This window comes from Pseudomonas sp. AC193 (assembly GCF_979258075.1).
The window spans coordinates 2,030,007-2,055,752 of the sequence record NZ_OZ409832.1 but is presented as its reverse complement, the minus strand read 5'-3'; the positions used below and the strand labels follow the sequence as shown (position 1 = coordinate 2,055,752).

Genomic DNA, 25,746 nt, shown 5'->3' with positions numbered 1-25,746 from the left:
ACAAGGCTCTGGAAAGCACCTCTTACCCTGTAGGAGCTGCCGAAGGCTGCGATCTTTTGACACTGTTTTAAAGATCAAAAGATCGCAGCCTTCGGCAGCTCCTACAGGGGGGGAAGCGCCTTATTGGGTGTCGGTTACGTCCAGTTGGCCATCCCAGCCACCGCCCAGCGCGGCGATCAGTTGCACGCTGGCGATGAGGCGGCTTTGCAGAATGTTCAGCACGCTGCGTTCGTTGCTCAGCGCCGTGGCTTGCACCACCACCACATCGATATAGGCGATCAGCCCGGCCTTGTACTGGTTTTCCGTCAGGCGCAGAGAGTCGCGCGCCGCATCCAGCGCTTCCTGGCGCACGGCGGCTTCGTCCTGATACACCTTGAGCTGCACCAGATAGTTTTCCACTTCGCGGAAACCGTCGAGCACGGTCTGGCGGTATTTGGCCACGGTCTGATCGTACACAGCTTCAGTGCGATCGACTTCGGCGGAACGGATGCCGCCGTCAAAAAGTGGCAGATCCAGTTTCGGCCCGACTGACCAGAAGCGGTTCGGCAAGCTGACCAGGTCTCGCGAGGTACTGCTGCTGTAACCACCGCTCAGACTCAGCGACAGATCCGGGTAATACGCCGCTTTCGCCACGCCAATATTCGCGTTGGCCGCAATCACCGAGCGTTCGGCCGAGGCGATGTCCGGGCGGCGTTCCAGCAGTTGCGACGGCAAGCTCAACGGCACTTGCGGCAGGTTCGGGATGTTCTGGGTTTCGGCAATGTTGAAATCGGCTGGCGCCTGCCCGGTCAGCACGGCAATGGCGTTTTCGAATTGCGCGCGTTGCCAGATCAGGTCGACCAGATCGGCCTGAGTGCTTTTCAGCTGGGTTTGCGCCTGCGCCACCGCATCACGTCCGGACACACCGGCGCGATACTGGTTCTGGGTCATTTTCAGCGAACGCTCGTACGCCGCCACCGTGGCTTCGAGCAAACGTTTCTGCTGATCAATCACCCGCAACTGCAGGTAGTTCTGCACCAGTTCCGACTGCTGGCTCAGACGCATCGCCGCCAGATCGGCATAACTCGCTTGAGCACTGGCCTGATCGGCCTCAAGACCACGGCGCAGTTTGCCCCAGATATCGGCTTCCCAACTGACGCCCAACTGCGCGTTGTAGGTGTCGCGAATACCGCTGGAAGAACTGCTCAAACTCGAACTGCTGCTGCCGGTGCCCTGGCTGGAGCGGGTTTTGCCCACGCTCAGGTCAACGCTCGGATAGAACGCGCCGCGCGCACTGCGTACCAAGGCCTGCGCCTGACGGAACTGCGCTTCCGATTGCGCGACGGTCTGGTTGGAGCTGTTGAGTTTTTCGATCAGGCCATTGAGCTGCTGATCGCCGTACAGCTCCCACCAGGCGCCACGGGCCAGCGAGTCACTCGGATTGGCCTGACGCCAGCCCTCGGCTTCCTTGTACTGAGCGATTTCAGCGGTTTGCGGGCGCTGATAATCGGGGCCGACAGCACAGGCACTGAGCATCGCCACGCACAGCGATAGGCTTAACAGACGCGAGCCGCGCACAGTGGCCATATGGATAAGCGAACGATCAGTCATAGCGGAGTTTCCAGAGCGGCGTCAGTACGCACGCCACGCCATTTGTTGAAACGATGGCGCAGCTTGTCGAGATAGAGGTAAACCACAGGTGTGGTGTAAAGCGTCAGCACCTGGCTGAAAACCAGCCCGCCGATGATGGTCAGGCCCAGTGGCTGGCGCATTTCCGCACCTTCCGCGCGGCTGAGCAGCAACGGCAAGGCGCCGAGAATCGCTGCCAGCGTGGTCATCAAAATCGGCCGCAGACGTTGCAGGCAAGCACTGCGGATCGACTCCAGTGGAGTCATGCCTTGGTGGCGTTCAAGTTGCAGCGCCAGGTCGATCATCAGAATCGCGTTTTTCTTCACCACGCCAATCAACAGGAACAGGCCGAGCAGCGAGATCAGGCTGAACTCGCCACCCAAGGCATAGATCGACAGCAACGCGCCGACCCCGGCCGACGGCAACGTCGACAGAATCGTCAGCGGGTGAATGTAGCTTTCATACAGCACACCCAACACCAGATACACCGCGAGCAACGCGCCAAGAATCATGAACGGCTGGCTCTTCTGCGTGGCGGCGAAAGCATCGGCGGTACCGGCCATTTTTGCGATCACGTCTTCAGGCAAGCCAAGTTTGGCAATCGCCCGTTCGATGGCGGCACTGCCCTGCTCCACCGTCACGCCTTCGGCCATGTCGAAGGAAATGTCCTCGGAGGCGAACTGCCCTTCGTGGCTGACGCGGTCGTCTTCCAGACTGCTTTCATAGTGGGCAAAGGTCGACAACGGCACGCGCGCACCGTCGGCGGTAATCACCTGTACTTGCTTGAGCGTCACCGGATCCTGCGCATATTTCGGATTGACCTCCATCACCACCTGATACTGGTTGAGGCTGTCGTAGATCGTCGAAATCTGCCGCTGGCTGTAGGCGTTGTTCAGCACCGAAGTGACCATGTCCATGTCGATGCCCAGACGCTTGGCCTGATCACGGTCGACAATCAGTGTCACCTGTTGCGCGCCTCGGCCTTCGCGGGCATCAATGGCGGTCAACTCTGGCAGCGCACGCAACGCGGTCACCACTTTCGGGTACCACTCGCGCAGCGAACCGAGATCTGCACTTTGCAGGATATAGCTGTACTGTGAGGTGGTCTGTTCGCGGCCACCGCCGAACTGCAGATCCTGATCCGCCATCAGCATCAATTGCGCGCCAGCCACCTTGGGCATTTCCTTGCGCAGCCGCTCGATGACTTTCTGCGCCGATATTTGACGTTCCTTGATCGGTTTCAAACGCACGAGCATGAAGGCGTTGTTGGTGCCGCCGATAAACCCGGCAACACTTTCCACCGCTTCGGTCCTTGAGCACAGCACGACGGAAGGTCTCCATTTTCGGCTGCATCACACTGAACGACAGACCATCGTCGCCGCGCACGAAACCGATCAACTGGCCGGTGTCCTGCTGCGGCATGAAGGTTTTCGGCACGACCACATACAAGGCAACGTTGACGCCGACCGTGATCAACAGACTGAGCAAGGTCAGGCGGCGATGACGCAGCACCCAATCGAGGCTGGTGGCATATTTGCCAACCATCCAGTCGTTGGTGCGGCGGCTGAAACGTTGCAGACGGTTTTCCTGCCCCGGCGTGTGCGGCTTGAGCCAGCGCGCGCAGAGCATCGGCGTCAGCGTCAGGGACACCACCAGCGATACCACAATCGACGCCGCCAGGGTGATGGAGAATTCGCGGAACAGGCTCTCGATGATCCCGCCCATAAACAGGATCGACAGGAACACCGCCACTAGCGAGACGTTCATCGACAGCAAGGTAAAACCGACTTCCTTGGCCCCGAGGTAAGCAGCCTCCATCGGTTTGACGCCTTCGTCGATGTGCCGGGAAATGTTCTCCAGCACCACGATGGCGTCGTCGACCACCAGACCGGTGGCCAGAATCAGCGCCATCAGCGACAGGTTGTTCAGCGAGAATCCATAGAGGTACATCACCGCAAAGGTGCCGACCAGCGACACCGGTACCGCCAACGTCGGGATCAGCGAGGCGCGGAAGTTACCGAGGAACAGGAACACCACCAGAATCACCAGCGCCACGGCGATCAGCAGGGTCATTTCCGCTTCGTGCAACGTCGCCTTGATCACCGGCGAGCGATCCATCGCCAGATTAAGCTTCACGCTGGCTGGCAATACCGCTTGCAGTGCCGGCAGTTGCGCCTTGATTTCGTTGACCGTCTCGATGATGTTGGCGCCGGCCTGACGGTTGATCACCAGCAACACCGCGGCGTCATCGTTGAAGAAACCGCTGTTGTAGCGGTCTTCCACACCATCGCTGACTTTGGCCACGTCTTTGAGGCGCAATGCGGCGCCATCGGCGTAGTGGATGATCAGCGACTCGTAATCCTTGGCTTTCTCCAGTTGATCGTTGGCCTGAATCTGCCACAACCGCTGGCCGTCCTCGACCGAACCTTTGGGCCGGCGCACGTTGGCGTCAGCAATGGTTTTGCGCACGTCATCCAGCGCCACGCCGTACTGGTTCAGCGCCTGCGGTTCGAGTTCGATGCGCACTGCCGGCAACGAACTGCCGCCGATCTGCACTTCGCCGACGCCCTGCACCTGCGACAGGCTCTGCGACAGAATCGTCGAGGCCAAATCGTAAAGCTGACCTTTTTCCAGCACATCCGAGGTCAGCGACAGCACCATGATCGGCGCCTGCGACGGGTTGACCTTTTTATAGGTCGGCATGCTGCGCATCCCGCTCGGCAACAGATTGCGCGAGGCGTTGATTGCCGCCTGCACTTCCCGCGCCGCACCGTTGATGTCGCGGTCGAGGTCAAATTGCAGAATGACCCGCGTCGAACCCTGGCTGGAGCGGCTGCTCATGGTGTTGACGCCGGCGATGGCGCCAAATGAGCGCTCCAGCGGCGTGGCCACGGTGGACGCCATGACCTCCGGACTGGCACCGGGCAGGCTGGCCTGCACGACGATCACCGGGAAATCCATTTGCGGCAGCGGCGCCACCGGCAGCAGGCCGAAGCTGACACCGCCCAGCAGCATGATCGCCAGGCTCAGCAGCATGGTCGCGACCGGGCGCTTGATGAAATGAACCGGACAGATTCATTGACCGCAATCCCCAGCTTCACACCATTCCCCTGTGGGAGCGGGCTTGCTCGCGATAGCAATTTGTCTGCTCACATAAATGTTGGATGTGCCGGCCTCATCGCGAGCAGGCTCACTCCTACATCGGGAATGCGTGCAGACAGTCATACCGGCACCTCTGCGCTGTCGGCATTGGTTTTGCCAAACCGGCGACCGAGGCGGTCGAAGTACAGGTAGATCACGGGCGTGGTGAACAACGTCAGTACCTGGCTCACCAGCAACCCGCCAACCATCACCAGACCCAGCGGCTGACGCAATTCCGCGCCAGAGCCGGTGGCGAGCATCAGCGGCACCGCGCCGAACAGCGCCGCCAGCGTGGTCATCAGAATCGGCCGGAAACGCAGCAGTGCGGCTTGATAGATCGCCTGCTCGGGCGCCATGCCCTGATTGCGTTCGGCATCAAGGGCGAAGTCGATCATCATGATCGCGTTTTTCTTCACGATACCGATCAGCAAGATGATGCCGATGATCGCGATCATCCCCAGATCATTGCCGCTGAGCAGCAGTGCCAGCAAGGCACCGACCGCCGCCGACGGCAAGGTCGAGAGAATGGTGATCGGGTGGATGTAGCTCTCGTAGAGCACGCCGAGCACGATGTACATGGTCACCACCGCCGCCAGAATCAGCAGCAAGGTGCTCGACAGCGACGCCTGGAATGCTTCGGCCGCGCCCTGGAACTGCGTCTGCACGCCGACCGGCATACCGATGTCTTTCTGCACTTGATCAATGATGTCCACCGCATGCCCCAGCGCCACGCCCGGGGCGAGGTTGAACGACATCATCACTGCCGGGAACTGGCCGATGTGGGTGATCGCCAGTTGTGCCTGACGCTCCTCGACGTGGGCCAGACTCGACAGGCGCACCTGCGCGCCGTCCGTGGTTTTCACGTGAATCTGATCCAGCGCCTGCGGGCCGATTTTCTCGCCGGACTGCGCTTGCAGCACCACGCGGTATTGGCTGGCCTGGGTGTAGATGGTCGAAATCTGCCGCTGACCGAACGCGTCGTACAGTGCATCGGTGATATTCGCCACCGACACACCCAGGCGCGAGGCCGCATCGCGGTCAATCACCAGGTACACCTGCAAGCCTTTGTCCTGCAAATCACTGGCGACGTCGGTCAGTTCCGGGCGTTGCGCCAATGCCTCGACCAAACGCCCGCTCCATTCACTGAGCAACTCCGAGTCTGGCGACGACATGCTGAACTGGTATTGCGTGCGGCTGACGCGGTCTTCGATAGTCAGATCCTGCACCGGCTGCATAAACAGACGGATGCCGACCAGTTTGTCCAGGTTCGGCTGCAGGCGGGCAATCACTTCCGTGGCGGTGAGATCCCGTTGATTGTGCGGTTTGAGGTTGATCAGCAAGCGGCCGCTGTTGAGCGTCGAGTTGTCGCCATCGACACCGATGTACGACGACAGGCTTTGTACCGCCGGGTCTTCAAGAATGATCTTCGCCAGTTCTTGCTGGCGCTCGCCCATGGCGGCGAAGGAAATCGACTGCGGCGCCTCGGAAATCCCCTGAATCACCCCGGTGTCCTGCACCGGAAAGAAGCCCTTCGGCACGATCATGTAAAGGAACACGGTCAACGCCAAAGTGCCGATAGCGACCAGCAAGGTCAGCGGTTGGTGCTTGAGCACCCAACGCAGCATCCGCCCGTACTCGGCGATCATCCAGTCGATCACTGCGCCACTGGCACGGTAGAAGCGGCCCTGCTCATGCGGCTCAGGTTCACGCTTGAGCAGACGTGCGCACATCATTGGCGTCAGGGTCAGCGAGACCACCAGCGAAATCAGGATCGCTACCGCGAGGGTGATGGCAAATTCACGGAACAAGCGCCCGACCACATCCGCCATGAACAGCAGCGGAATCAGTACGGCGATCAACGAAAGAGTCAGGGAAATCAAGGTGAAGCCAATCTGCTTGGCGCCCTTGAGCGCTGCCTGCATGGGGCTGTCGCCCTCTTCGATAAATCGAGAGATGTTTTCCAGCATGACGATGGCATCGTCGACCACAAAACCGGTGGCGATGGTCAACGCCATCAGCGTCAGGTTGTTGACCGAGAACCCGGCGAGGTACATCACACCGAAGGTGCCGATCAGCGACAACGGCACCGCCACCGATGGAATGATCGTGGCGCTGGCACGACGCAAGAACAGGAACGTGACCATGACCACCAGCGCGATGGCTATCAGCAGTTCGTGCTGAACATCGGTTACCGAAGCGCGAATGGTTTGCGTACGGTCTGTCAGTACCGTGACATCGAGGCCGGCCGGCAGGTTGTCGGTGATGCTTGGCAGCAGCGCCTTGATCCGGTCGACCACTTCAATGACGTTGGCGCCCGGCTGGCGCTGAATGTTCAGCAACACTGCCTGATTCTGGTTGGCCCACGCGGCGAGGCGTTCGTTCTCGGCGCCATCGACGATTTCCGCTACGTCCTTGAGCCGCAACGGCGCGCCGTTTTTGTAGGCGAGGATCAGGTTGGCGTAATCCTTGGGCGACGTCAGTTGATCGTTGGCGTCGAGCATCGACACCCGGGTCGGGCCGTCGAAGTTACCTTTCGGCTGGTTGACGTTGGAGGCACCGATCAAAGTGCGCACGTCAGACAGGTTGAGGCTGTTGGCCGCCAAGGCTTCGGGGTTGACCTTGATCCGTACCGCCTGACGCTGACCGCCAGCAATGCTGACCATGCCGACGCCGCTGATCTGGGCGATTTTCTGCGCCATGCGCGTATCGACCAGATCATTAAGTTTGGGCAGCAACATGGTTTTCGAGGTGATGGCCAGGGTCAACACCGGGGTGTCTGCCGGGTTGACCTTGTTGTACACCGGCGGTGCCGGCAAGTCGGTCGGCAGCAGATTGGTCGCGGCGTTGATCGCGGCCTGCACCTGTTGTTCGGCAACATCCATGTTGATGTCGAGGCTGAAACGCAGGGTCAGCACCGACGCGCCGCCGGAGCTGGTCGAGGCCATTTGCGTCAGACCCGGCATCTGCCCGAACTGACGTTCAAGTGGCGCGGTCACGGCGCTGGTCATTACGTCCGGGCTGGCGCCGGGATACAGGGTCATGACGCGGATGGTCGGGTAATCGACCTGCGGCAACGCCGAGACCGGCAGCAGGCGATAAGCGATCAGGCCGGCCAGAACAATGGCCAGCATGCTCAGGGTAGTGGCTACCGGACGGAGGATGAACAGCCGCGAAATGTTCATGCGCCCTTCTTGGCCTTGTCAGTCACGGCAGCGTCTGGCGCGGCGGCAGCGGATTTGCCCTGCAAGTGTTCGGTTGGGGTGGTCGGCACGGCATTGCTGTCGTTGACCACTTCCACTTCACTGCCCTCTTTCAAGCGGTCAGTGCCTTCCAGCACCACACGGTCGCCTGCCGCCAGGCCTTCGGTGATCACGGTGTTATTACCATCGCTGGCACCGATTTTCAGTTGGCGGATGGTGACTTTCTTGTCACCGTCGAGCGCATAAACAAAGGTGCCGTTGGTGCCGAACTGGATCGCAGCAGACGGGGCCAGTACCACGCCTGTGAGGGTGTCGGCCAGCAAGTGCACGTTGACGAACTGATTCGGAAACAGCGCTTGATCGCGGTTGTCGTAACGGGCCTTGAATTTCAGGGTGCCAGTGGCAACGTCGATCTGGTTGTCGAGGCTTTGCAATACGCCAGTGGCTTGCAGTTTGGTGTCGCCACGATCCCACGCTTCGGCCGGCAATTTGGCGCCGCTGCGGTAGCGGGCGAGCACGGTTTCGAGGCTGTTTTCCGGCAGCGTGAAGGCGACGCTGATCGGTTGGGTCTGGGTGATCACCGCGAGGAATGTGGTGTCGTTGGCCGCCACAAGGTTGCCGACGTCAACCTGACGCAGACCGACGCGACCGGCAATCGGTGCACGGATCTTGGTGAATTCAAGATTGAGCTTGGCGTCGTTGACCGCCGCCTGATTGGTTTTTACCGTGCCCAGATACTGGCCGACCAGCGCTTCGGCGGTGTCCAGAGTCTGCTTGGCAATACTGTCTTCCTTGAAAAGACCGCGATAACGCTCGACGTCGACCTGAGCGTTCTTCAATTGCGCCTGATTCTGCAACAAGGTGCCCTCAGCCTGCAGTAACGCATTCTGGTAAGGACGCGGATCGATCTCTGCCAGTAGGTCGCCCGCCTTGACCATCTGCCCTTCTTCGAAATTGATCTTCACCAATTCGCCGCCCACCCGGCTGCGCACATTGATGGTGTTGAGCGCCGTTACCGTGCCCAGCGCTTTGTAATACAGCGGAAAGTCACCGGTGACCGCCGGCGCCACGCGCACCGGAATCGGCCCGGTGCCGCCGCCGAAGCCTGGCCTCATCATCCCCGAACGCCCGGCATGACCGGCCGCCGCCTTATCACCGCCCTCCTTGTGGGCTGAACCGGCCGGCCAGAATTTCCAGCACAGAACAGCGATAACCAACAAGACAAGCAGGCTGATCAGCCAGCGACGGGTGTTGCGGGGGGACGATTGCATGGAGTGATTAACCATTGGGCGCGTGGGCTTCTTTTACGGGAGGCTGAACGATAAGCACTGGTGACGATTAAGCAAAGCAGCTTTACCGGCAATTTACCTTCATCTTACGTTTCAAGGTGTGAGGCAAAACACTGATACACAAATGAAAACGGCCTGGACAGAGCCAGGCCGTTAACAATTGTAAAGCGCTGTGGCAGAGCTTACTTCAGGACGGCCAGAGCAGCGTCGTAATTCGGCTCTTCAGCGATTTCCTTGACCAGTTCGCTGTGCAGCACGTTGTCGTTCTCGTCCAGCACCACAACGGCACGGGCAGTCAGACCTTTCAGCGGGCCGTCAGCAATAGCCACGCCGTAGTTTTCGATGAACTCGGCACCGCGCAGGGTCGACAGGTTCTGAACGTTTTCCAGACCTTCGGCGCCGCAGAAGCGTGCTTGAGCGAACGGCAGGTCAGCGGAGATGCACAGCACGACAGTGTTGGCGACTTCGTTGGCCTGAGCGTTGAATTTGCGCACGGAAGTGGCGCAGGTCGGGGTGTCAACGCTTGGGAAGATGTTGAGGACTTTGCGCTTGCCGGCGAAGTCTTTCAGGGTGACGTCGGACAGATTGCCGGCAACCAGGGAAAAGGCTGGCGCCTTGGAACCGGCTTGTGGCAACTGGCCGTTAACTTGAACCGGATTGCCTTTAAGGGTGACTTGAGCCATGACTTGAGTCCTTCTAACGTTGTGGTTGGAGAGCATGCAAGAAGCGGAAGTTAACCACGAAATTGTCCGACGACCTATGCCCAAAATGAAATTGTCAGGTGCCAGCACACGAAATTGTATACACATTGAAAGCGATTCAATGTAGGAGTGAGCCTGCTCGCGATGGCGGCATGTCATACGACACCAATGCTGACTGACACACCGCCATCGCGAGCAGGCTCACTCCTACAGAAAGCTTTTTCAGCAACGCTGTCGATTCATGTCCGGCCCGTTCGATTAAGCAGTGAACCCCACACTTTTCGGAGTAACCGCCATGCGATTCATGATCCTCGTAAAAGCCAGCGCCGATTCGGAAGCCGGCGTCATGCCCAGTGAAGAACTGCTCACCGCGATGGGCAATTTCAACGAGGAACTGGCCAAGGCCGGCATCCTTGTCGAAGCGGACGGTTTACACCCGAGTAGCAAAGGCGCCCGTGTGCGCTTCTCCGGCGACAAACGTACGGTGACTGATGGCCCTTTCATCGAAACCAAGGAATTGGTCGCCGGGTATTGGATCTGGGACGTTAAATCCAAGGAAGAAGCCGTTGAGTGGGTCAAGCGCTGTCCGAACCCTATGCCGGGCACCGATTCCGACATCGAGATTCGCCAGATATTTTCCGCTGAAGACTTTGGCGCAGAATTCACTCCTGAGGCTCGCGCCCAAGAAGAGCGCATCCGCGACCAAGCAAAGAAAAACAGCTAAGCCCCTCACGCCCCTGTAGGAGCTGCCGAAGGCTGCGATCTTTTGATCTTGTCCGTAAAAACAAAATCAAAAGATCGCAGCCTTCGGCAGCTCCTACAGGCGAGTTAACTTTTTAGTACACAACCGAATAGTGAACAAGTACACAAAACCAACGAATTAATACATTCGACTGGCAGACTTTGGATAAGCTGCTAGCGTAAACAAGACGTGTCCTAGAGGCTTGAAAAGAAAGGGATTACGCCGTACGGCCGACAAGTGCCGAGTTGTCCATTGAGCCACCAGGGAATCGGGGATGAAGTTCAATCGAGTGGGGAAGACTCTTTTTCTGGCAAGTTCGCTGGCGTCTATGCCGTTCGCGCAAGCAGACAACGCCGAAGACTCCAATAAAAGTAACAACCCGCTGAACGTGGCGCCGGGCGCCAATCTTCAGGACTACTACACCCCCAAACTCTACGACAGCAACGCTCATACCAATGACGTCCTGCTGCGCGGCACGTTGCCGATCGCCCCGAACGACTTCATCGGTGTGCCGCAGCTGGTGCGCGCGACACTGCCTATCAGCACCCGCCCCGATCCGCATAACGGTTACAGCACCGGGATGGGCGATCTAAACCTGTTCGACATTTTTATTCTGAAAACCGAAGGCGTGCAGCTGGGCATTGGCCCGCTGATCACCGCGCCGACCGCCGAACAGGACGAGCTCGGCACCGGCAAATGGCAAGGGGGCCTCGCGGCTGTCGCGATCGACGCCTCCCTGCGCGGATTGCTCGGCGCACTGGTGCAGTATCAAAGTTCCTTCGCTGGCGACAGCGACCGCGCCCACGTTGAAAGCGCGACCATGCAGCCGTTCATCATCCATAACCTGGAAAAAGGCTGGTACCTGCGCTCCACCGGCACCTGGACGTTCGACCTGAAAAACGACACCCACTACATCCCGCTCGGTCTGGGTGTGGGCAAAGCCTGGAAATCGGGCGGCAACATCCTCAATGCTTTCGTCGAACCGCAGTGGACTGTCGATCGCAAGGGCGATGGCCTGCCGCAATTCGTCGTGTATACCGGGATTAACGTGACGTTTGGCAAGTAAGGAAAACGCTATGCAAGTCACCCTCAAGGCCGCCGGCTATAGCTTGATGACGATGTTTGTCAGCTGTGGCGTCGGCGCCCAGGAATCCATCGCCAGCCCGCAAACTGATCGGAGCGCTGTCTACGCAGCGACCGAGCGCCCGGCGGCGCCACTATTCGAATATTTATACAGCCAGAACTTTAAGCGGAGTCGTTGATGGTCAAGCCTTACGTTGTGCGCCCGTTACTGGCGCTGTGCATGATCGGCAGTCCGCTGCTGTACGCCGCCGAGGGCGGTGTTGGCCGGCCAATTACCGGTCAGCAGGTGTTTTCCAACGCCGGTATCGTGCCGCCTGAGCCGGGCTGGGTCATGTCGTTGACCAGCATCTGGTACGACGGCTCGCTCAAGGGCAGCACAGGGGCGCCGATTTCCGGCGCGGTCAGTGGCGGGATCGACATGAAAGTGTCGTACACCATGGCCAACTTTACCCATGTCTGGGACACCGGCAAAGGTCGCTGGAACTACGCCTCGGCCGTTGGCATTCCGGTGCAGTACACCGACATCAAAGCCAGCATCACCGGCCCGCGCGGGCGCACGCTGGGTGACAGCGACTCCGGCACCCAATTCGCCGACGCCCTGATCACGCCGATCGCCGCCGGTTACCACTTCGACGAGTTGAACCACATCTCGCTGTCCCTGCCGATCTACGTGCCGACCGGTGCCTATAACGACGATCGACTGGCCAACCCGGGGCAGAACAATTACACGTTCATGCCGACCGTGGCGTTCACCCACCTCGACGGCAAGGGTGGCGAGCTGACGCTGTCCAGCGGTCTGGAGTTCTACACCGAGAACGACGCCACCGATTATCGCAACGGCAACATCTTCACCCTCGACGCCCTGTGGACCCACGGTTTCGGCAATGGCTGGAGCGCCGGCGTTGCGGCGGGTTATATCCAGCAACTGACCGACGACAAAGGCCAGACTGCCGATACGTTCAACGGTTATCGCGGTCGTTCCGTTGGCGCCGGCCCGGTGGTGGGCTGGTCGGGTAAATTCGCCGACGCCCAAGCCAATATCAGCGCCCGTTGGGTACCGGAGTTCGACACCAAAAATCGTCCTGAAGGCAACGGCTTCAGCGTCAACATGACCCTGGCATTTTTCTAGACCCGGACACAAAGGACTGCCCCATGACTGCACTTACCGACCTCAATGCCCTGCAAGCCAGCATCGCCGAATCGGTGCTCGGTCAGGATCAAGTGATTCGGCAGATCCTGCTGGGCCTGTTGGCCAACGGCCATTTACTGTTGGAAAGTCTGCCGGGGCTGGCCAAGACGCGTACGGTCAAGGCGCTGGCCAAACACCTCGACGCGAAAATGAGCCGTATCCAGTTCACCCCGGATTTGCTGCCGTCGGACATCACCGGTGCCGAAGTGCTGCATCAGGTTGAAGGCAAAAACGAGATCCGTTTCCAGCCCGGCCCGCTGTTCGGCAACCTGATTCTTGCTGACGAAATCAACCGTGCCCCGGCCAAGGTTCAGGCGGCGCTGCTGGAAGCGATGGAAGAACGCCAGATCACCGTGGCCGGCACCAGCCATCCGTTGCCGGATTTGTTCATTGTGGTCGCCACACAAAACCCGATCGAACAGGAAGGCACGTATCCGCTGCCGGAAGCGCAGATGGATCGTTTCCTGATGAAAGTGCTGCTCGATTATCCGAGCGCCGACAACGAAAGCCAGGTGCTGCGCCTGCTGCGCGCCGAAGAGTTCGCACAAGGCGCCAACACCGCGCCGAGCAAGGGTTTCAGCCTGTCGCAGGAGGTAATTTTCGCGGCACGCAAGGAAGTCAGCGCGGTGCATGTGTCACCGGCCATCGACAGTTATCTGATCGACATCATCAACGCCACCCGCCACCCCGCCGATTACGACGAAGACCTCGCGCGCTGGATTTCGATTGGTGCCAGCCCGCGTGGCGGCATTGGTCTGGATCGTTGCGCCCGCGCCGATGCGTGGCTGCAGGGGCAGGATTTTGTTTCGCCGGACAATGTGCGCGCGGTGGTGCACCCGGTGCTGCGTCATCGTTTGCAATTGAGTTATGACGCGGTGGCTGACGGCGTTAATGCCGATCAAGTGCTCGATCGGATTCTCGATAAAGTAGCGATTCCGGCCTGATGTCAAATACGAAGAGCAGCGACGGCCTGGTCTATGTTTCTCTCGCGCAGTTGATGGCGCTGGAGTTCAAGGCCCGTGACCTGAGTTTTCTCGCTCGTCAGCCGCAAGGCAGCATCCTTGCCGGCAACCATGCCTCGCGCCTGCGTGGTCGTGGCTTGAACTTCGATGAACTACGCCGTTACCAGCCGGGCGACGACCTGCGTCACCTCGACTGGCGTGCTTCGCTGCGCACCGGCAAACCGGTGGTGCGCACTTTTACTGAAGAGCGTGATCGTCCGGCGTTGATCGTGGTTGATCAGCGCATGTCGATGTTTTTCGGTTCGCAACGCAGCTTCAAATCCGCCCTCGCCGCCGAACTCGGCGCACTGGCCGCGTGGATGGTGTTCAACGCCGGCGACCGGGTTGGTGGGATGGTGTTCAACGATCAACGTATCGACAGCATCGCGCCGTTGCGCAGCCGTAAACGCGTTGAAGCGCTGCTCAGCCGCATCGCCGAACAGAATCAGGCGCTCGACGCGGCTAACCCGGATGCCGAAGGTGAAGACCAGCTCGACAAAGTCTTGCAGCGTTGCCTGGCGCTGGCCGGTCACGACCATTTGATCTGCATCGTCAGCGACTTCGCCGGGGCCGGCGAACGTACGTTGCAACTGATGCGCCAGCTGTCGGCGCACAACGACGTGATCGCCCTGCAAGTCTACGATCCGCTGGCATTGAAGCTGCCGAATAATGGTCGCTTGCTGATTACCCAAGGCCAGTTGCAGGTAGAACTGGCCATCGAAAAACGCAATGTGCATCAACCGCTGGGGGATTTTCTCGGTGGTCGTTTGAAGGACGTCGCCACCCTGCTGCGCCGCAGTCAGGTGCCACTGATGATGTTCAGCACCGCCGAAGAAGCCCACGCGCAACTGCGTGCCGAACTGGGCAAAAGCGCCGGGGCACGGCGATGAATCCGAATATCCCGAGCATCGAACAACTCAAAGAGTTGGCCCCGCCCGCGCCGGTCAGTTATGCGCCGCAGACGTGGGGTTGGTGGGTGTTGCTTGGGCTGCTGATCGTATTGGCAATCGTGATTGGCGTGCGCCGTTACCTGCAATGGCGCCGCGATGAATACCGCCGTGAAGGCTTGGCGCGACTGACGCAATTGCGTAGCCGCAGTGACGACCTCAATGCGTTGCGCGAATTGCCCGAGCTGCTCAAGCGAGTGGCACTCTCGATGCCTGGCCAATCTCTCAAACGCACTGCGATTCCTGTAGGAGTGAGCCTGCTCGCGAAGGGGCCAGTACATTCAACAGTTTCATCGACTGATGCGACGCCATCGCGAGCAGGCTCACTCCTACAGGGGGTTGCGGCGTTGGGGAGGGAGGATTGGCAGCGCTTCTTGCAAGCGCACAGCAAGAAGCCGCTCCCGGCCGATTTCAGCGCACAACTCGCGCAACTCGCCTACGCCCCCGACGACACCCTGCGCGCCCTCCCCACGCCGCAGCGTCAGGCATTGTTCGACACGTGTCAGGACTGGGTGGAGCATCATCATGTGGCAGCTTGATTACCCATGGTTGTTGCTTCTGCTGCCGCTACCGTGGCTGGCTTACCGCTACCTGCCGGCCTACAACGAAGCGCGCAGCGCCGTGCGCGTACCATTTTTTGCGGCGATGAGCCGCGCTGTCGGCGAAGCGCCCACCCATGCCGGCACTCGGCGCAACGTCTGGCAATTACTCTTGAACCTGTTGGTCTGGGCGCTGATTTTGCTCGCCGTGGCACGTCCGGTGTTCGTTGAAAAACCCATCGAACGCCAGCAACCGGTGCGCGACCTGATGCTCGCCATCGACATCTCGCAGTCGATGGAAACCGAAGATTTCACCAACGCCAACGGCGAAAAAATCAATCGCCTCGCCGCCGTCAAAGACGTGGTGCAAGGCTTTATCGACAAGCGCAAGGACGACCGCCTCGGCCTGATCGTCTTCGGCAGCGGCGCTTATCCGCAGGCACCGCTGACCCTCGATCATGCGAGTCTGTCGCTGTTACTAGCCGACACCGGCATCGGCATGGCCGGGCCGAACACCGCGATCGGCGATGCCATCGGCCTCAGCCTGAAGCTGTTGGATAAAGCCCATGAGCAGGAAAAAGTGCTGATTCTGCTCACCGATGGCAACGATACCAGCAGCGCGATCACCCCCGATCACGCCGCCGAAATGGCCGCCAACAAAGGCGTGATCATTCACACCATCGGCATCGGCGACCCGAGTGCTTCGGGCGAGGCCAAGGTCAATCTGCCGGGTCTGGAGCAGATCGCGAAAACCACCGGCGGCCAGTTCTTCCGCGCTGAAGACCGCTCCGCGCTCGATCAGGTTTACAGCACCCTCGACCGTCTCACCCCGCATCAGGTGAAAACCCTCAGTCATCAGCCGCAACGCGAGTTGTTCTATTGGCCGCTGGGGGCGGCGATGTTGCTGCTGGGCCTGTATCACCTCGGCGCGCTGCTGTGGCCTCGGCTGTCATTCGCCCGTCAGCGGCAGGAGGTCTGAGATGGACATCAACCTCAGCGACTTCCATTTCCTGCGCCCGTTCTGGCTTCTGCTCGCGCTGTTCGGCGCGTTGTTGCCGTTGATCTGGCGCCGCAGCCGAGATCTGCAACGACAGCTGCGCGGCAACATCGCCGAGCATTTGCTGCCGCACCTGTTGATCACGCCACAAGACAATCAACGCCTGCGCCCGGTGCATCTGCTCTGTGCGCTGTTGATTCTCGGCGCCATCGCGGCGGCCGGGCCGACCTGGGAACAAGATCGTCCGGACTTTCTCGAAAACCGTGCACCGCTGATCGTCGCTGTCGATCTGTCACCGTCGATGGACGCCAGCGATGTGCAACCGACGCGACTGGAAGCGGCCAAGCACAAACTGCATGACCTGATTCAGCGTCGCGCCGGTGCCCGTACGGCACTGATTGCCTACGCCGGCAGCGCGCACCTGGTGTTGCCGCCGACCGACGATCCCGCCCTGCTCGACTCATTTATTCAGGCGTTGGGCACCGGGTTGATCGACAAACCGGGGAAAAACGTCGCCGAAGTGATTGAGCAGGCGAAACGCTTGCTCAGCGCAGAAAAGACGCCGGGCAGCCTGCTGCTGATCACCGACGGCGCCGATACCGCGCAACTTGATGGTCTCGACAAGCAGTTGAGCGGCAGTCAGTTGCAAGTGTTAGTGCTGGCGGTGGGCAGCGAGGACGGCGGCATGATCCACGACGCCAGCGGGCAGCCGCGCACCGATGCCAACGGGCGCCCGGAACTGGGCAGTTTTGATCAAGCGGCAATCAAACAATTGGCTTCTGCTGTCGACGCGCCCCTCGGCAGCCTGACCCTGAATGACGATGATCTGGACTGGATCGAACTGCACGCGCAACAGCACTTCCAAAGCGCCAGCGCCGAACAGCGTGAATTGCACTGGAAAGACGCCGGTTATTGGCTGTGCTGGCCGTTGCTGTTGCTGGCATTTTTCGGCGTGCGCAAAGGCTGGAGCGTGAACTGGATGGCGGCGTTGCTGCTGGCCGTGGGGCTGGGTGGCATGCCGGCTCCGGCGCAAGCGAATGCACTGACCGACGCCTTCTTCACTCGCGATCAGCAAGGTCGCTGGGCCTTTGAGCACGGGCACCTGCCTCAGGCAGCGGCGCTGTTTGTCGATCCGTACTGGAAAGGTGTCGCTGCGTATCACGCGTCTGACTATGACTTGGCGCTGGCGACTTTCGCGCGCCTGGACACGCCACAGGCGTACTTCTATCTGGGCAATATTTACGTGCGCCGTTTCAAGTTTGATGAGGCGATCGCCGCGTACACCCAAGCCTTGAAACTGCAGCCGCAATTCCCGGAGGCCACGGCCAATCTGGCGTTGGCGCAGGCGTTGCTCAAAGACACCGAAAGTGCCGAGAAAAACGCGCCTGAGACCAAACCGGATGAAGTGAAATTCGACAAGGCGAAGGGCAAGGGGCAGAGCAAGAAGGTCGAGTCGGAGCAGGCGGCTTCGGATGCGCTGTGGTTGCAGAACCTGACGACATCGCCGGCGAAGTTTCTCAAGCAGAAATTCAGCTTGCAGGATCAGGCGGGGGTTAAGCCATGAATCTCCGAAACCGAGTTGCGGCCATCGCGAGCAGGCTCACTCCTACATTGATTTTGTGTACGGCAAAGATCCCCTGTAGGAGTGAGCCTGCTCGCGATGAGGCCAGAGCAATCACTACAAAACTCAGCATTTTGTTCCTGACAGGCCTGCTGAGCCTCAATGCCCTCGCAGCCGCCCCACAACTCAAAGTCCAGGCCCATCTGCAACCCGCCGAAGGCGCCATGGTCGGAGGCCTGATCGAGCTGCAAGTCGATGTCCTCACCGACACCTGGTTCACCAGCGCCGCCACCCTCCCCGATCTCACACTCGACGGCGCTCTGGTCATGCCCCCGGACGGTCAGGCCCAGCACCTGAACCAGACCATCGACGGCCAATCCTTCAACGGTTTGCGCTACACCTACCTGATCACGCCGAACGTCGCGCGATCGTTCGATATCCCGGCCCTCACCGTCAGCGCCACCCCCGGTCAGGCTGAAAGCGAAATCAGCGCACACAGCGAACCGCTGCAATTCAGCGCCGCCCGGCCGCCCGGTTTCAACCCCGGGGAAACGCCACTGGTTGCCACCGGACTGACCTTCAGCCAGAACGTGATCAACTCGGCCACACCACTGAAAGTCGGCGACAGCATTACCCGGCAACTCACCTTGAAGGCCGACGGCGCACTGGCCATGTCCTTGCCGATCCCGGCACTGGGCGATGTCGACGGCCTCAGCCGCTATGCGAAAACCCCGCAAGTCACCAGCCTTGATGACGGCCGTGGCGACATTCTCGGCGGCCAGCGCATCGACAGCGTCACCTATCGCATCGACCGCGCCGGTTCGCACACACTGCCGGCCATCGAAGTGAAATGGTGGGACGCGAGCAGCAATCAAACGCGCACCGCGCAAGTGCCGGCAGTGACGTTCGCTGCCGCCGCCAACAGCGCCTACAAACCTGTGTTCTCCATCGCCGAAGACCTCAAGCAACTCGGCCAGAATCGCCTGCGGTTCTCCACACAATGGCTGATCTGGCTCGTGGCGCTCATCGCGATTATCGGCCTCGGCTACCTGAGCCGCCCGGCCCTGACTCGCGGCTACCGCACCCTGCAAGCGCGCAAACAAGCGCGGCACGCAGCGTGGTTGCAGTCAGCCGATTACGCCTGGCAACAAATCAATCCGCAACTTGAAGCCAAACCAGCGCAACTCAGTGCGCTGTATCTGTGGCTGCGCCGCAGTCGACTGGGCCTGAAGCTCGTCGATGCCGGCCCGCGTCTGCAAGGCCTGTTGCGTGGGCTTTACGGTCGCGAACCGGCCACCGAGCAGACACTTGTCCAACTGCGCCAATCGTTGACTACGCTTCACAGTCAGGCCGAACAGCAGCACGCGAAACCGGCCTCGGCGCTGCGCCCGCTCAACCCTGTACACGAGAAGGATTTCCCATGACGCACCCGTTGCTGCACCGCCAACGTTTTGGCCTGGCTCTGCTGTTCGGTCTGGCCCTGCCGCTGCTGGCCCAGGCCAACGAGCCGCTGCCTTCGTGGAACGACGGCCCGGCGAAGAAAAGCATCATCGAATTCGTGCAGACCGTGACCGACCAGACGAGCAAGGACTTCGTCAAACCCGCCGACCGCATCGCCGTGTTCGATAACGATGGCACGCTGTGGAGCGAGCAACCGGCGTACTTCGAATTGCTGTTCGCTTTCGACGAGGTCAAGCGCACCGCCGATCAGCACCCGGAATGGAAAACCACGCAGCCATTCAAAGCGGTGATCGAAAACGACCACAAGGCCCTCGCGGCGTCAGGCATGGAAGGCCTGCTGAAAATCGTCGGCGCCACCCACAGTGGCATGACCACCGAAGCGTTTGATGATTACGCGAAAACCTGGCTGAGCCAGGCCCGTCATCCGAAAACCGGCAAGCCGTACAGCGAGATGATCTTCCAGCCGATGCTGGAAATGCTCGACTACCTGCGCAGCCAGGATTTCAAGACCTACATCGTCTCCGGCGGCGACACCGGCTTCATGCGCGCCTTCGCCGAGAAGGTTTACGGCATTCCGCCGGAACAGGTGATCGGCACCACATTTGTCACTTCTTTCGAATACAAGGATGGCAAGGCCTCGATCGTGCGCACGCCAAAACTGGCGCACAACGACGACGGCCCGGGCAAACCGGAAAGCATTGATGCGGTGATCGGCAAGCGGCCGATTCTCGCCTTCGGCAACTCCGACGGCGACCTGCAAATGCTGCAGTGGACGGCCGCGGGTACCGGCAAACGTTTCATGGGTTTGGTGCACCACACCGACGCCAAGCGCGAGTGGGCCTACGACCGCAAATCAGACATCGGCAAGCTCGACAAAGCTCTCGATGAAGCAAATTCCCGCGGCTGGACCGTGGTGGACATGGCGACCGAATGGCGCCGGATCTACCCGTTCGATCCGCCGGTAAACGAGCAGGTGCAATAAAAAAAGCGTGCTGCAGGACTGCAATAAACGTTATCAGCAATAAATGACCCCCCGCGAAAAGGAGCAAGTCAGATGACTCGCATACGCAAGTGGCTACCGAAATTCGCCTTGGTTGCGACCTCGGTGATGGCGCTGTCGGCAACCGCCACAGCGGCTGAAAAACCCAACATCCTGGTGATCTTCGGCGACGACATCGGCCAGACCAACATCAGTGCCTATTCAATGGGTGTTGTCGGTTACAAAACGCCGAACATCGACCGGATTGCCAAAGAAGGCATGATGTTCACCGATTACTACGCGGAGAACAGCTGCACCGCGGGTCGATCCTCGTTCATCACCGGTCAGACGCCACTGCGTACCGGTCTGTCGAAAGTCGGCATCCCCGGCGCTCCGGTAGGCCTGCAAAAGCGTGACATCACCATTGCTCAGGCACTCAAATCTCAGGGTTATGCGACCGGTCAATTCGGCAAGAACCACTTGGGCGACAAGGATGAATACCTGCCGACCAACCACGGTTTCGACGAGTTCTTCGGCAACCTGTATCACCTGAATGCCGAGGAAGAACCTGAGCGTCCGTACTGGCCTAAAGATGACCCTGACTTCGTCAAGGCCACTTCCCCACGCGGTGTGATTCACAGTTTTGCCGATGGCAAGATTGAAGACACCGGCGCGTTGACCGCCAAGCGTATGGAAACCATCGACGACGAAACCACCGCTGCTGCGCAAGCGTTCATCGAGAAACAGGCCAAGGCGGACAAACCGTTCTTCGTCTGGATGAACACCACCCGTATGCACTTGTTCACCCACGTCCGTGATTCGATGAAGGGCCAAAGCGGCATGCCCGGCAACGAATACGCAGACGGCATGGTTGAACACGACGGCGACGTCGGCAAACTGCTGAAAACCCTCGATGACCTGAAAATCACCGACAACACCATCGTGGTTTACACCACCGATAACGGCCCGAACCAGTTCTCCTGGCCGGACGCGGCAACCACGCCGTTCCGCAACGAGAAAAACTCCAACTGGGAAGGTGCGTATCGCGTACCAGCCATGGTTCGCTGGCCGGGCAAGATCAAACCGGGTGAAGTCTCCAACGAGCTGTTCTCAGGTCTGGACTGGTTCCCGACCTTGCTCGCAGCCGCCGGTGAGACCGATGTCACCAACAAGTTGCTCAAAGGCTGGGCGCCGACTTCCGGTGGCACCAACTTCAAAGTGCACCTGGACGGCTACAACCAACTGCCTTACTTGACCGGCCAAAGCCCTAAGAGTGAGCGCAAAGAGTTCTACTACTTCAACGACGATGGCGTGCTGGTGTCGATGCGCTTCGGCAACTGGAAAGCCGTGTTCTGCGAGCAACGCGCACCGGGCGGTTTCAAGGTCTGGAGCGAACCGTTCGTGTGCCTGCGCGTACCGAAAATCTTCAACCTGCGCATGGACCCGTATGAACGAGCCGATATCGTTTCCGACCAGTACTACGACTGGACGACCAAAAACGTTTATCTGACCGAAATGGCTGTCGGCAAGTCCGCAGCATTCCTGCAGACCTTCATCGAGTATCCACCAAGCCAGAAACCGGCCAGCTTCAGTGTTGACCAGATCCGTGCTGCGGTAGATGCGAAAATCGCTGAAAAAATGAAAGCTGCACAGTAAGACCGCAAGACTGCCGCCCGCCTTCACCGGCGGGTGGACTTATTTTTAGTCGGATATCCCCCTTGTAGGAGCTGCCGAAGGCTGCGATCTTTTGATCTCCATTGATAACCATAAAGATCAAAAGATCGCAGCCTTCGGCAGCTCCTACAGGGAGCAGGCCCGATCATTTGTATTGATCGTTCCCACGCTCTGCGTGGTAACGCATCCCGGGATGCTCTGCGTCCCATGCCAAAGCGGACGCGGAGCGTCCAGTGAGGCATTCCCACGCAGAGCGTGGGAACGATCAGCACAGTCGCCGTTTTTATCGAATTGAAATAAGGCAATCCGCATGTCCTCACGTATCGCCAGCAAGCCGTCGGCCATACCCGCCTCGCACACCGTCTCCCCTTCACTGCTGATCCCCGCCCTGCTGCTGTGCATCTCCGGTGCCGCAGCACTGGTCTATCAGGTGCTGTGGATCAAGCAACTGTCGCTGGTGGTTGGCGTCGAGGTGTATGCGATCACCACGGGCATCAGCGCATTCTTCGCCGGTCTGGCCATCGGTGGCTGGCTGTTCGGACGCTGGGCGGATCGCTTGCAGCAACCGGTGCTGCTGTATGCCGGGCTGGAAGTACTGGTGGCGATATTGGGCGTTGGCGCGACCGTGGCCATGAGCATGGCGGCCAGTCCGTTCGCCTGGCTGCAGGATCACGTCGGTGTGTTCGCATGGTTGCTGCCGTTCGCCCTCGTGGGCATTCCGGCGGTGTTGATGGGCGGCACGCTGCCGGTGCTGGTGCGTTCGCTCGCGGCTGATCCGGGCAAGGCTGGCGGTCAGTTGTACGCCGCGAACACCTTGGGCGCGATTGTCGGCACATTGCTCGCCGCGTTCTTTTTGATCGCCACCCTCGGTGTACGAGGCAGCTCGCTGGCCGCAGCGATGCTCAATCTGTTGGCGGCGGCTGGCGCCTTGTGGTTCGCCCGTCAGCATCCGGCACCGGTTGTCACGCCGATCCATCACTATCCGGAAAAAGCTGCGGATCGCACGGCGCTGTGGCTGTATTCCATCGCCGGCGGTGTGGCGCTGGGTTATGAAGTGGTCTGGTCGCAATCGATCGTGCAGTTCATGAGCACCCGCACCTATGCGTTTGCCGTGGTTTTGGCGACGTACCTGACCGGCCTGTTTATCGGCAGTGCCCTGCTCGCGCGTCGCGTTGATCGCATTCGTGATCCGTGGGGCGTGTTCGGCTTACTGATCGCCGGTGCAGGACTGATCGCACTGTTGGAAATCGCCCTGCTCGGTCGTTGGCTGATTTACGCCCAGACCCAGACCGAGATGTGGTTGCTGAGTCTGGGCGCCAGTGAGCTGCTCGGCATGAGTGCTCGCTTTGCCGTCGCGGCGCTGAGCATTGTGTTTGTGCCGACATTGCTGCTGGGGGCGGCGTTTCCCTTGGCGCTGCGTTTGAGTGTCGGCCATGAGCGCGTCGGTCGCGATGTCGGCGCGGTGGTGGCGTTCAATACCTTGGGCGGGATTGTCGGGGTGATGCTCTGCGGCTTCCTGCTCATTCCGCTGCTGGGGCTGGTGCGCACGCTGGGCCTGCTGGCGATCATCGCGGCAGGCATCGGCTACCTCGCCGTGCGCAAGGGCCATGGTGTGAAGAAAGGCCGGCGTCAGGCAGTGGTCGCACTGAGCCTGGTCTCGGTCGCATTGGCGGTGCTGACGCCCGTCGACAAAATCGCCGGCCTGCTGCCCGGCGCACGCAACGGTACGTTGGCGTTTTACGAAGAAGGTCGTGGCGGCACTGTGGCGGTGGTCGCCCAAGGTCGCGGCGAGAACAATTTCCATCGTCTGTACATTCAGGGCGTCTCGAACACCGGCGATGCCATGCCGTCGCTGCGCTACATGCGCATTCAGGCGTTGCTACCGCTATTGATCCACAAAGGCGAACCGCGCTCGACCCTGGTGATCGGTTTCGGCACCGGCATCACTGCGGGCGCCATGCTGCGCTATCCGGGGCTGGAGCATCGCGTGGTTGCCGAGTTGCTGCCGTCGGTGGTGAAAGCGGCGCCGTTGTTCAAGGGCAACTTCAATGCTGCCAGTGATCCGGGTGTGGAAGTGCGTCTGCGTGATGGTCGTCAGGAATTGCTGCGCAGTGCGCAGACCTACGACCTGGTCACACTGGAGCCGCCACCGCCCTCCGCGGCCGGCGTGGTCAATCTGTACTCGCGCGACTTCTACCAATTGGCCGCGAGTCGTCTGCAGAAAAACGGCATCGTCGCGCAATGGCTGCCGCTGCCGACGCAAAACATCGACGACTCGCGCTCGCTGGTGCGCAGCTTCCTTGATGTATTTCCGTATGCCTCGCTATGGACCAGCGAATTCCACGAGATGTTATTGGTGGGTTCGATGGAGCCGATGGAACTGGACGCCGCGAAAATCACCGAACGTTTCCAGCAGGACAGTGTGCGCAGCACCTTGCAGGATGTCGGCATCGGTTCAGCGGCGGCGTTGCTTGCGACGTGGGTGACCGATCGCGCCGGCCTTGAGCGCTTTGCCGCCGATGCACCGGCGGTGACCGATGATCAGCCGCGCATTGAGTACGCGCCATGGGTGCGCAGCAAGGAAATCACCCGAGTGCTGCCGGCATTGCTGGATCTGTATCAGCCACCGCCACTGGTGAATGCCGATGCCGCTTTCACTGAGCGCATGGAAACCCATCGTCAACGGCTGATGCAGTTCTATCGTGCGAGCCTGCATGCGTATGACGGCGATCGGGATGCGTGGGGGCGGGACATGCGCGAGGTGATGCAGTGGGATGGCGCGAATCCGTATTACCGCTGGTTTACCGGGCAGTAATGCTGCCGAATGTAGGAGCTGCCGAAGGCTGCGATCTTTTGATCTTGCTGTTTATAAGATCAAAAGATCGCAGCCTTCGGCAGCTCCTACAAGGTTTTGCGGTTACTTGGACTCGGATTTCAGTTTCAGATAGGTCTGGTGCATATCAGACGCCCAGCCATCGATCACGGCTTTAACGTCTTCGGCCTTCAGCGCCTGTGAATCATTTTCCAGCGGTTTGCCAGTGCCTTTGCGCACAACTTGCGCCACGACCTTATTGCTGCCGCCGTCCATGAACACCGCTTCAGTGGCCAGGGTGGTTTCCTGATCACGGATGCCGGTGGCCGTGCTGACCGCCGCGGCTACCAAAGCAATCGGGATCACTTCATACGCGTGCAGCCCTTCGGTTTTGCTGCTGACGGCGGTGATGGCCGGACGCAGTACGATCACACCCGGCCCAGGCCCGGTGGCCAGTGGCAGCGATTTGCCCAGCTCACGCTTGAGCGCCTGATCGTAATAGCTGGTGATGCCATTGAGGGTTTGCTGAGAGATTTTTGCGGTCGGTTGCGGCTTCGGATAGAGCTGGCTTGGCTCGACGTAAACGCTGGTGAATTTATTGATGTCGAGTTTCGGATCCATCCAGCGCATCACCTCGGCACCCGACGGTGACTTGGCTTCCTTGAGCTGACTGTAATCCTTGAGAAACCCGGAGTACTCATCTGGAGCGACGGTTTTGCTCGAGCAACCCACCACGCCAAGGGTGGCGATGCACAGCGTGCCCATCATTACTGCTAGCTTCATGCTGTAACTCCTGTCAGAAAGCCGAAAGATTTGCATAAG

At 59.9% G+C, this 25,746-nt stretch carries 18 protein-coding genes and 1 pseudogene; 13 read left to right on the top strand and 6 right to left on the bottom strand.

What is annotated here, in order from left to right:
* Positions 1 to 120: 120 nt before the first annotated feature.
* From ACZZ0D_RS09485 to tpx, 5 genes and pseudogenes are all read right to left on the bottom strand, one after another.
* Complete coding sequence (locus ACZZ0D_RS09485) at positions 121 to 1,590, bottom strand: efflux transporter outer membrane subunit (protein WP_463553036.1); 1,470 nt, start codon at positions 1,588 to 1,590, stop codon at positions 121 to 123.
* Positions 1,587 to 4,687, bottom strand: a pseudogene (locus ACZZ0D_RS09480) (efflux RND transporter permease subunit). The gene ACZZ0D_RS09485 and the pseudogene ACZZ0D_RS09480 overlap by 4 nt, the downstream one beginning before the upstream one ends.
* Before the next feature lie 142 nt (positions 4,688 to 4,829).
* Positions 4,830 to 7,931, bottom strand: coding sequence for an MdtB/MuxB family multidrug efflux RND transporter permease subunit (locus ACZZ0D_RS09475; RefSeq protein WP_463553035.1), 3,102 nt, complete (start codon positions 7,929 to 7,931; stop codon positions 4,830 to 4,832).
* Positions 7,928 to 9,235, bottom strand: coding sequence for an MdtA/MuxA family multidrug efflux RND transporter periplasmic adaptor subunit (locus ACZZ0D_RS09470; protein ID WP_463553034.1), 1,308 nt, complete (start codon positions 9,233 to 9,235; stop codon positions 7,928 to 7,930). Before ACZZ0D_RS09470 ends, ACZZ0D_RS09475 begins: the two co-directional genes overlap by 4 nt.
* Before the next feature lie 185 nt (positions 9,236 to 9,420).
* A complete protein-coding gene (tpx, locus tag ACZZ0D_RS09465; protein WP_008086450.1) occupies positions 9,421 to 9,921 on the bottom strand; it encodes a thiol peroxidase in 501 nt (166 codons plus the stop codon).
* Between the two features lie 313 nt (positions 9,922 to 10,234).
* On the opposite strand from tpx, the gene ACZZ0D_RS09460 reads away from it, so the two are divergent.
* The 13 genes from ACZZ0D_RS09460 (at position 10,235) to ACZZ0D_RS09400 (ending at position 24,927) form a co-directional block, all read left to right on the top strand.
* Positions 10,235 to 10,663, top strand: a complete 429-nt coding sequence (locus ACZZ0D_RS09460) for a YciI family protein (RefSeq protein WP_463553033.1) — start codon at positions 10,235 to 10,237, stop codon at positions 10,661 to 10,663.
* A 346-nt stretch (positions 10,664 to 11,009) separates the two neighbouring features.
* The gene (locus tag ACZZ0D_RS09455; RefSeq protein WP_463554786.1) at positions 11,010 to 11,747 is read left to right on the top strand and encodes a hypothetical protein; all 738 of its coding nucleotides are present in this window, start codon (positions 11,010 to 11,012) and stop codon (positions 11,745 to 11,747) included.
* A gap of 10 nt (positions 11,748 to 11,757) precedes the next feature.
* Positions 11,758 to 11,943 carry a hypothetical protein gene (locus ACZZ0D_RS09450; RefSeq protein ID WP_212550704.1) on the top strand — a complete coding sequence of 62 codons (186 nt, stop codon included), beginning with the start codon at positions 11,758 to 11,760 and terminating at the stop codon, positions 11,941 to 11,943.
* Entirely contained in the window at positions 11,943 to 12,893 is a 951-nt protein-coding gene (locus ACZZ0D_RS09445; protein ID WP_400749888.1) for a SphA family protein, read from the top strand. Before ACZZ0D_RS09450 ends, ACZZ0D_RS09445 begins: the two co-directional genes overlap by 1 nt.
* A 23-nt stretch (positions 12,894 to 12,916) precedes the next feature.
* A complete protein-coding gene (locus tag ACZZ0D_RS09440; protein ID WP_159812048.1) occupies positions 12,917 to 13,897 on the top strand; it encodes an AAA family ATPase in 981 nt (326 codons plus the stop codon).
* A complete protein-coding gene (locus ACZZ0D_RS09435) occupies positions 13,897 to 14,844 on the top strand; it encodes a DUF58 domain-containing protein (RefSeq protein ID WP_463553032.1) in 948 nt (315 codons plus the stop codon). The genes ACZZ0D_RS09440 and ACZZ0D_RS09435 overlap by 1 nt, the downstream gene beginning before the upstream one ends.
* Positions 14,841 to 15,440, top strand: coding sequence for a DUF4381 domain-containing protein (locus ACZZ0D_RS09430; protein WP_463553031.1), 600 nt, complete (start codon positions 14,841 to 14,843; stop codon positions 15,438 to 15,440). Before ACZZ0D_RS09435 ends, ACZZ0D_RS09430 begins: the two co-directional genes overlap by 4 nt.
* A complete protein-coding gene (locus ACZZ0D_RS09425) occupies positions 15,427 to 16,419 on the top strand; it encodes a vWA domain-containing protein (protein WP_053120633.1) in 993 nt (330 codons plus the stop codon). The genes ACZZ0D_RS09430 and ACZZ0D_RS09425 overlap by 14 nt, the downstream gene beginning before the upstream one ends.
* A 1-nt stretch (position 16,420) precedes the next feature.
* Positions 16,421 to 18,001 carry a VWA domain-containing protein gene (locus ACZZ0D_RS09420; RefSeq protein WP_463553030.1) on the top strand — a complete coding sequence of 527 codons (1,581 nt, stop codon included), beginning with the start codon at positions 16,421 to 16,423 and terminating at the stop codon, positions 17,999 to 18,001.
* Positions 17,998 to 19,422 (top strand): BatD family protein, encoded by a 1,425-nt coding sequence (locus ACZZ0D_RS09415; RefSeq protein WP_463553029.1) that lies wholly within the window; start codon positions 17,998 to 18,000, stop codon positions 19,420 to 19,422. Before ACZZ0D_RS09420 ends, ACZZ0D_RS09415 begins: the two co-directional genes overlap by 4 nt.
* Positions 19,419 to 20,441, top strand: coding sequence for an HAD family hydrolase (locus ACZZ0D_RS09410; RefSeq protein ID WP_053120639.1), 1,023 nt, complete (start codon positions 19,419 to 19,421; stop codon positions 20,439 to 20,441). The genes ACZZ0D_RS09415 and ACZZ0D_RS09410 overlap by 4 nt, the downstream gene beginning before the upstream one ends.
* 72 nt (positions 20,442 to 20,513) lie before the next feature.
* On the top strand, positions 20,514 to 22,094 hold the full coding sequence (locus tag ACZZ0D_RS09405) for an arylsulfatase (protein ID WP_463553028.1): 1,581 nt from the start codon (positions 20,514 to 20,516) through the stop codon (positions 22,092 to 22,094).
* Between the two features lie 328 nt (positions 22,095 to 22,422).
* Positions 22,423 to 24,927, top strand: a complete 2,505-nt coding sequence (locus ACZZ0D_RS09400; RefSeq protein WP_463553027.1) for a spermidine synthase — start codon at positions 22,423 to 22,425, stop codon at positions 24,925 to 24,927.
* 102 nt (positions 24,928 to 25,029) lie between these two features.
* On the opposite strand, the gene ACZZ0D_RS09395 is transcribed toward ACZZ0D_RS09400, so the two are convergent.
* Entirely contained in the window at positions 25,030 to 25,707 is a 678-nt protein-coding gene (locus ACZZ0D_RS09395; protein WP_212550695.1) for a DUF3313 domain-containing protein, read from the bottom strand.
* Positions 25,708 to 25,746: the final 39 nt, after the last annotated feature.

Coding starts and splice junctions, on each gene's coding strand:
- ACZZ0D_RS09485 (WP_463553036.1), bottom strand. CDS start 1,590: ATGACTGATCGTTCGCTTATCCATATGGCCACTGTGCGCGGCTCGCGT.
- ACZZ0D_RS09450 (WP_212550704.1), top strand. CDS start 11,758: ATGCAAGTCACCCTCAAGGCCGCCGGCTATAGCTTGATGACGATGTTT.
- ACZZ0D_RS09405 (WP_463553028.1), top strand. CDS start 20,514: ATGACTCGCATACGCAAGTGGCTACCGAAATTCGCCTTGGTTGCGACC.
- ACZZ0D_RS09425 (WP_053120633.1), top strand. CDS start 15,427: ATGTGGCAGCTTGATTACCCATGGTTGTTGCTTCTGCTGCCGCTACCG.
- ACZZ0D_RS09400 (WP_463553027.1), top strand. CDS start 22,423: ATGTCCTCACGTATCGCCAGCAAGCCGTCGGCCATACCCGCCTCGCAC.
- ACZZ0D_RS09415 (WP_463553029.1), top strand. CDS start 17,998: ATGAATCTCCGAAACCGAGTTGCGGCCATCGCGAGCAGGCTCACTCCT.
- ACZZ0D_RS09440 (WP_159812048.1), top strand. CDS start 12,917: ATGACTGCACTTACCGACCTCAATGCCCTGCAAGCCAGCATCGCCGAA.
- ACZZ0D_RS09410 (WP_053120639.1), top strand. CDS start 19,419: ATGACGCACCCGTTGCTGCACCGCCAACGTTTTGGCCTGGCTCTGCTG.
- ACZZ0D_RS09475 (WP_463553035.1), bottom strand. CDS start 7,931: ATGAACATTTCGCGGCTGTTCATCCTCCGTCCGGTAGCCACTACCCTG.
- ACZZ0D_RS09420 (WP_463553030.1), top strand. CDS start 16,421: ATGGACATCAACCTCAGCGACTTCCATTTCCTGCGCCCGTTCTGGCTT.
- ACZZ0D_RS09470 (WP_463553034.1), bottom strand. CDS start 9,235: ATGGTTAATCACTCCATGCAATCGTCCCCCCGCAACACCCGTCGCTGG.
- ACZZ0D_RS09430 (WP_463553031.1), top strand. CDS start 14,841: ATGAATCCGAATATCCCGAGCATCGAACAACTCAAAGAGTTGGCCCCG.
- tpx (WP_008086450.1), bottom strand. CDS start 9,921: ATGGCTCAAGTCACCCTTAAAGGCAATCCGGTTCAAGTTAACGGCCAG.
- ACZZ0D_RS09445 (WP_400749888.1), top strand. CDS start 11,943: ATGGTCAAGCCTTACGTTGTGCGCCCGTTACTGGCGCTGTGCATGATC.
- ACZZ0D_RS09455 (WP_463554786.1), top strand. CDS start 11,010: ATGCCGTTCGCGCAAGCAGACAACGCCGAAGACTCCAATAAAAGTAAC.
- ACZZ0D_RS09395 (WP_212550695.1), bottom strand. CDS start 25,707: ATGAAGCTAGCAGTAATGATGGGCACGCTGTGCATCGCCACCCTTGGC.
- ACZZ0D_RS09460 (WP_463553033.1), top strand. CDS start 10,235: ATGCGATTCATGATCCTCGTAAAAGCCAGCGCCGATTCGGAAGCCGGC.
- ACZZ0D_RS09435 (WP_463553032.1), top strand. CDS start 13,897: ATGTCAAATACGAAGAGCAGCGACGGCCTGGTCTATGTTTCTCTCGCG.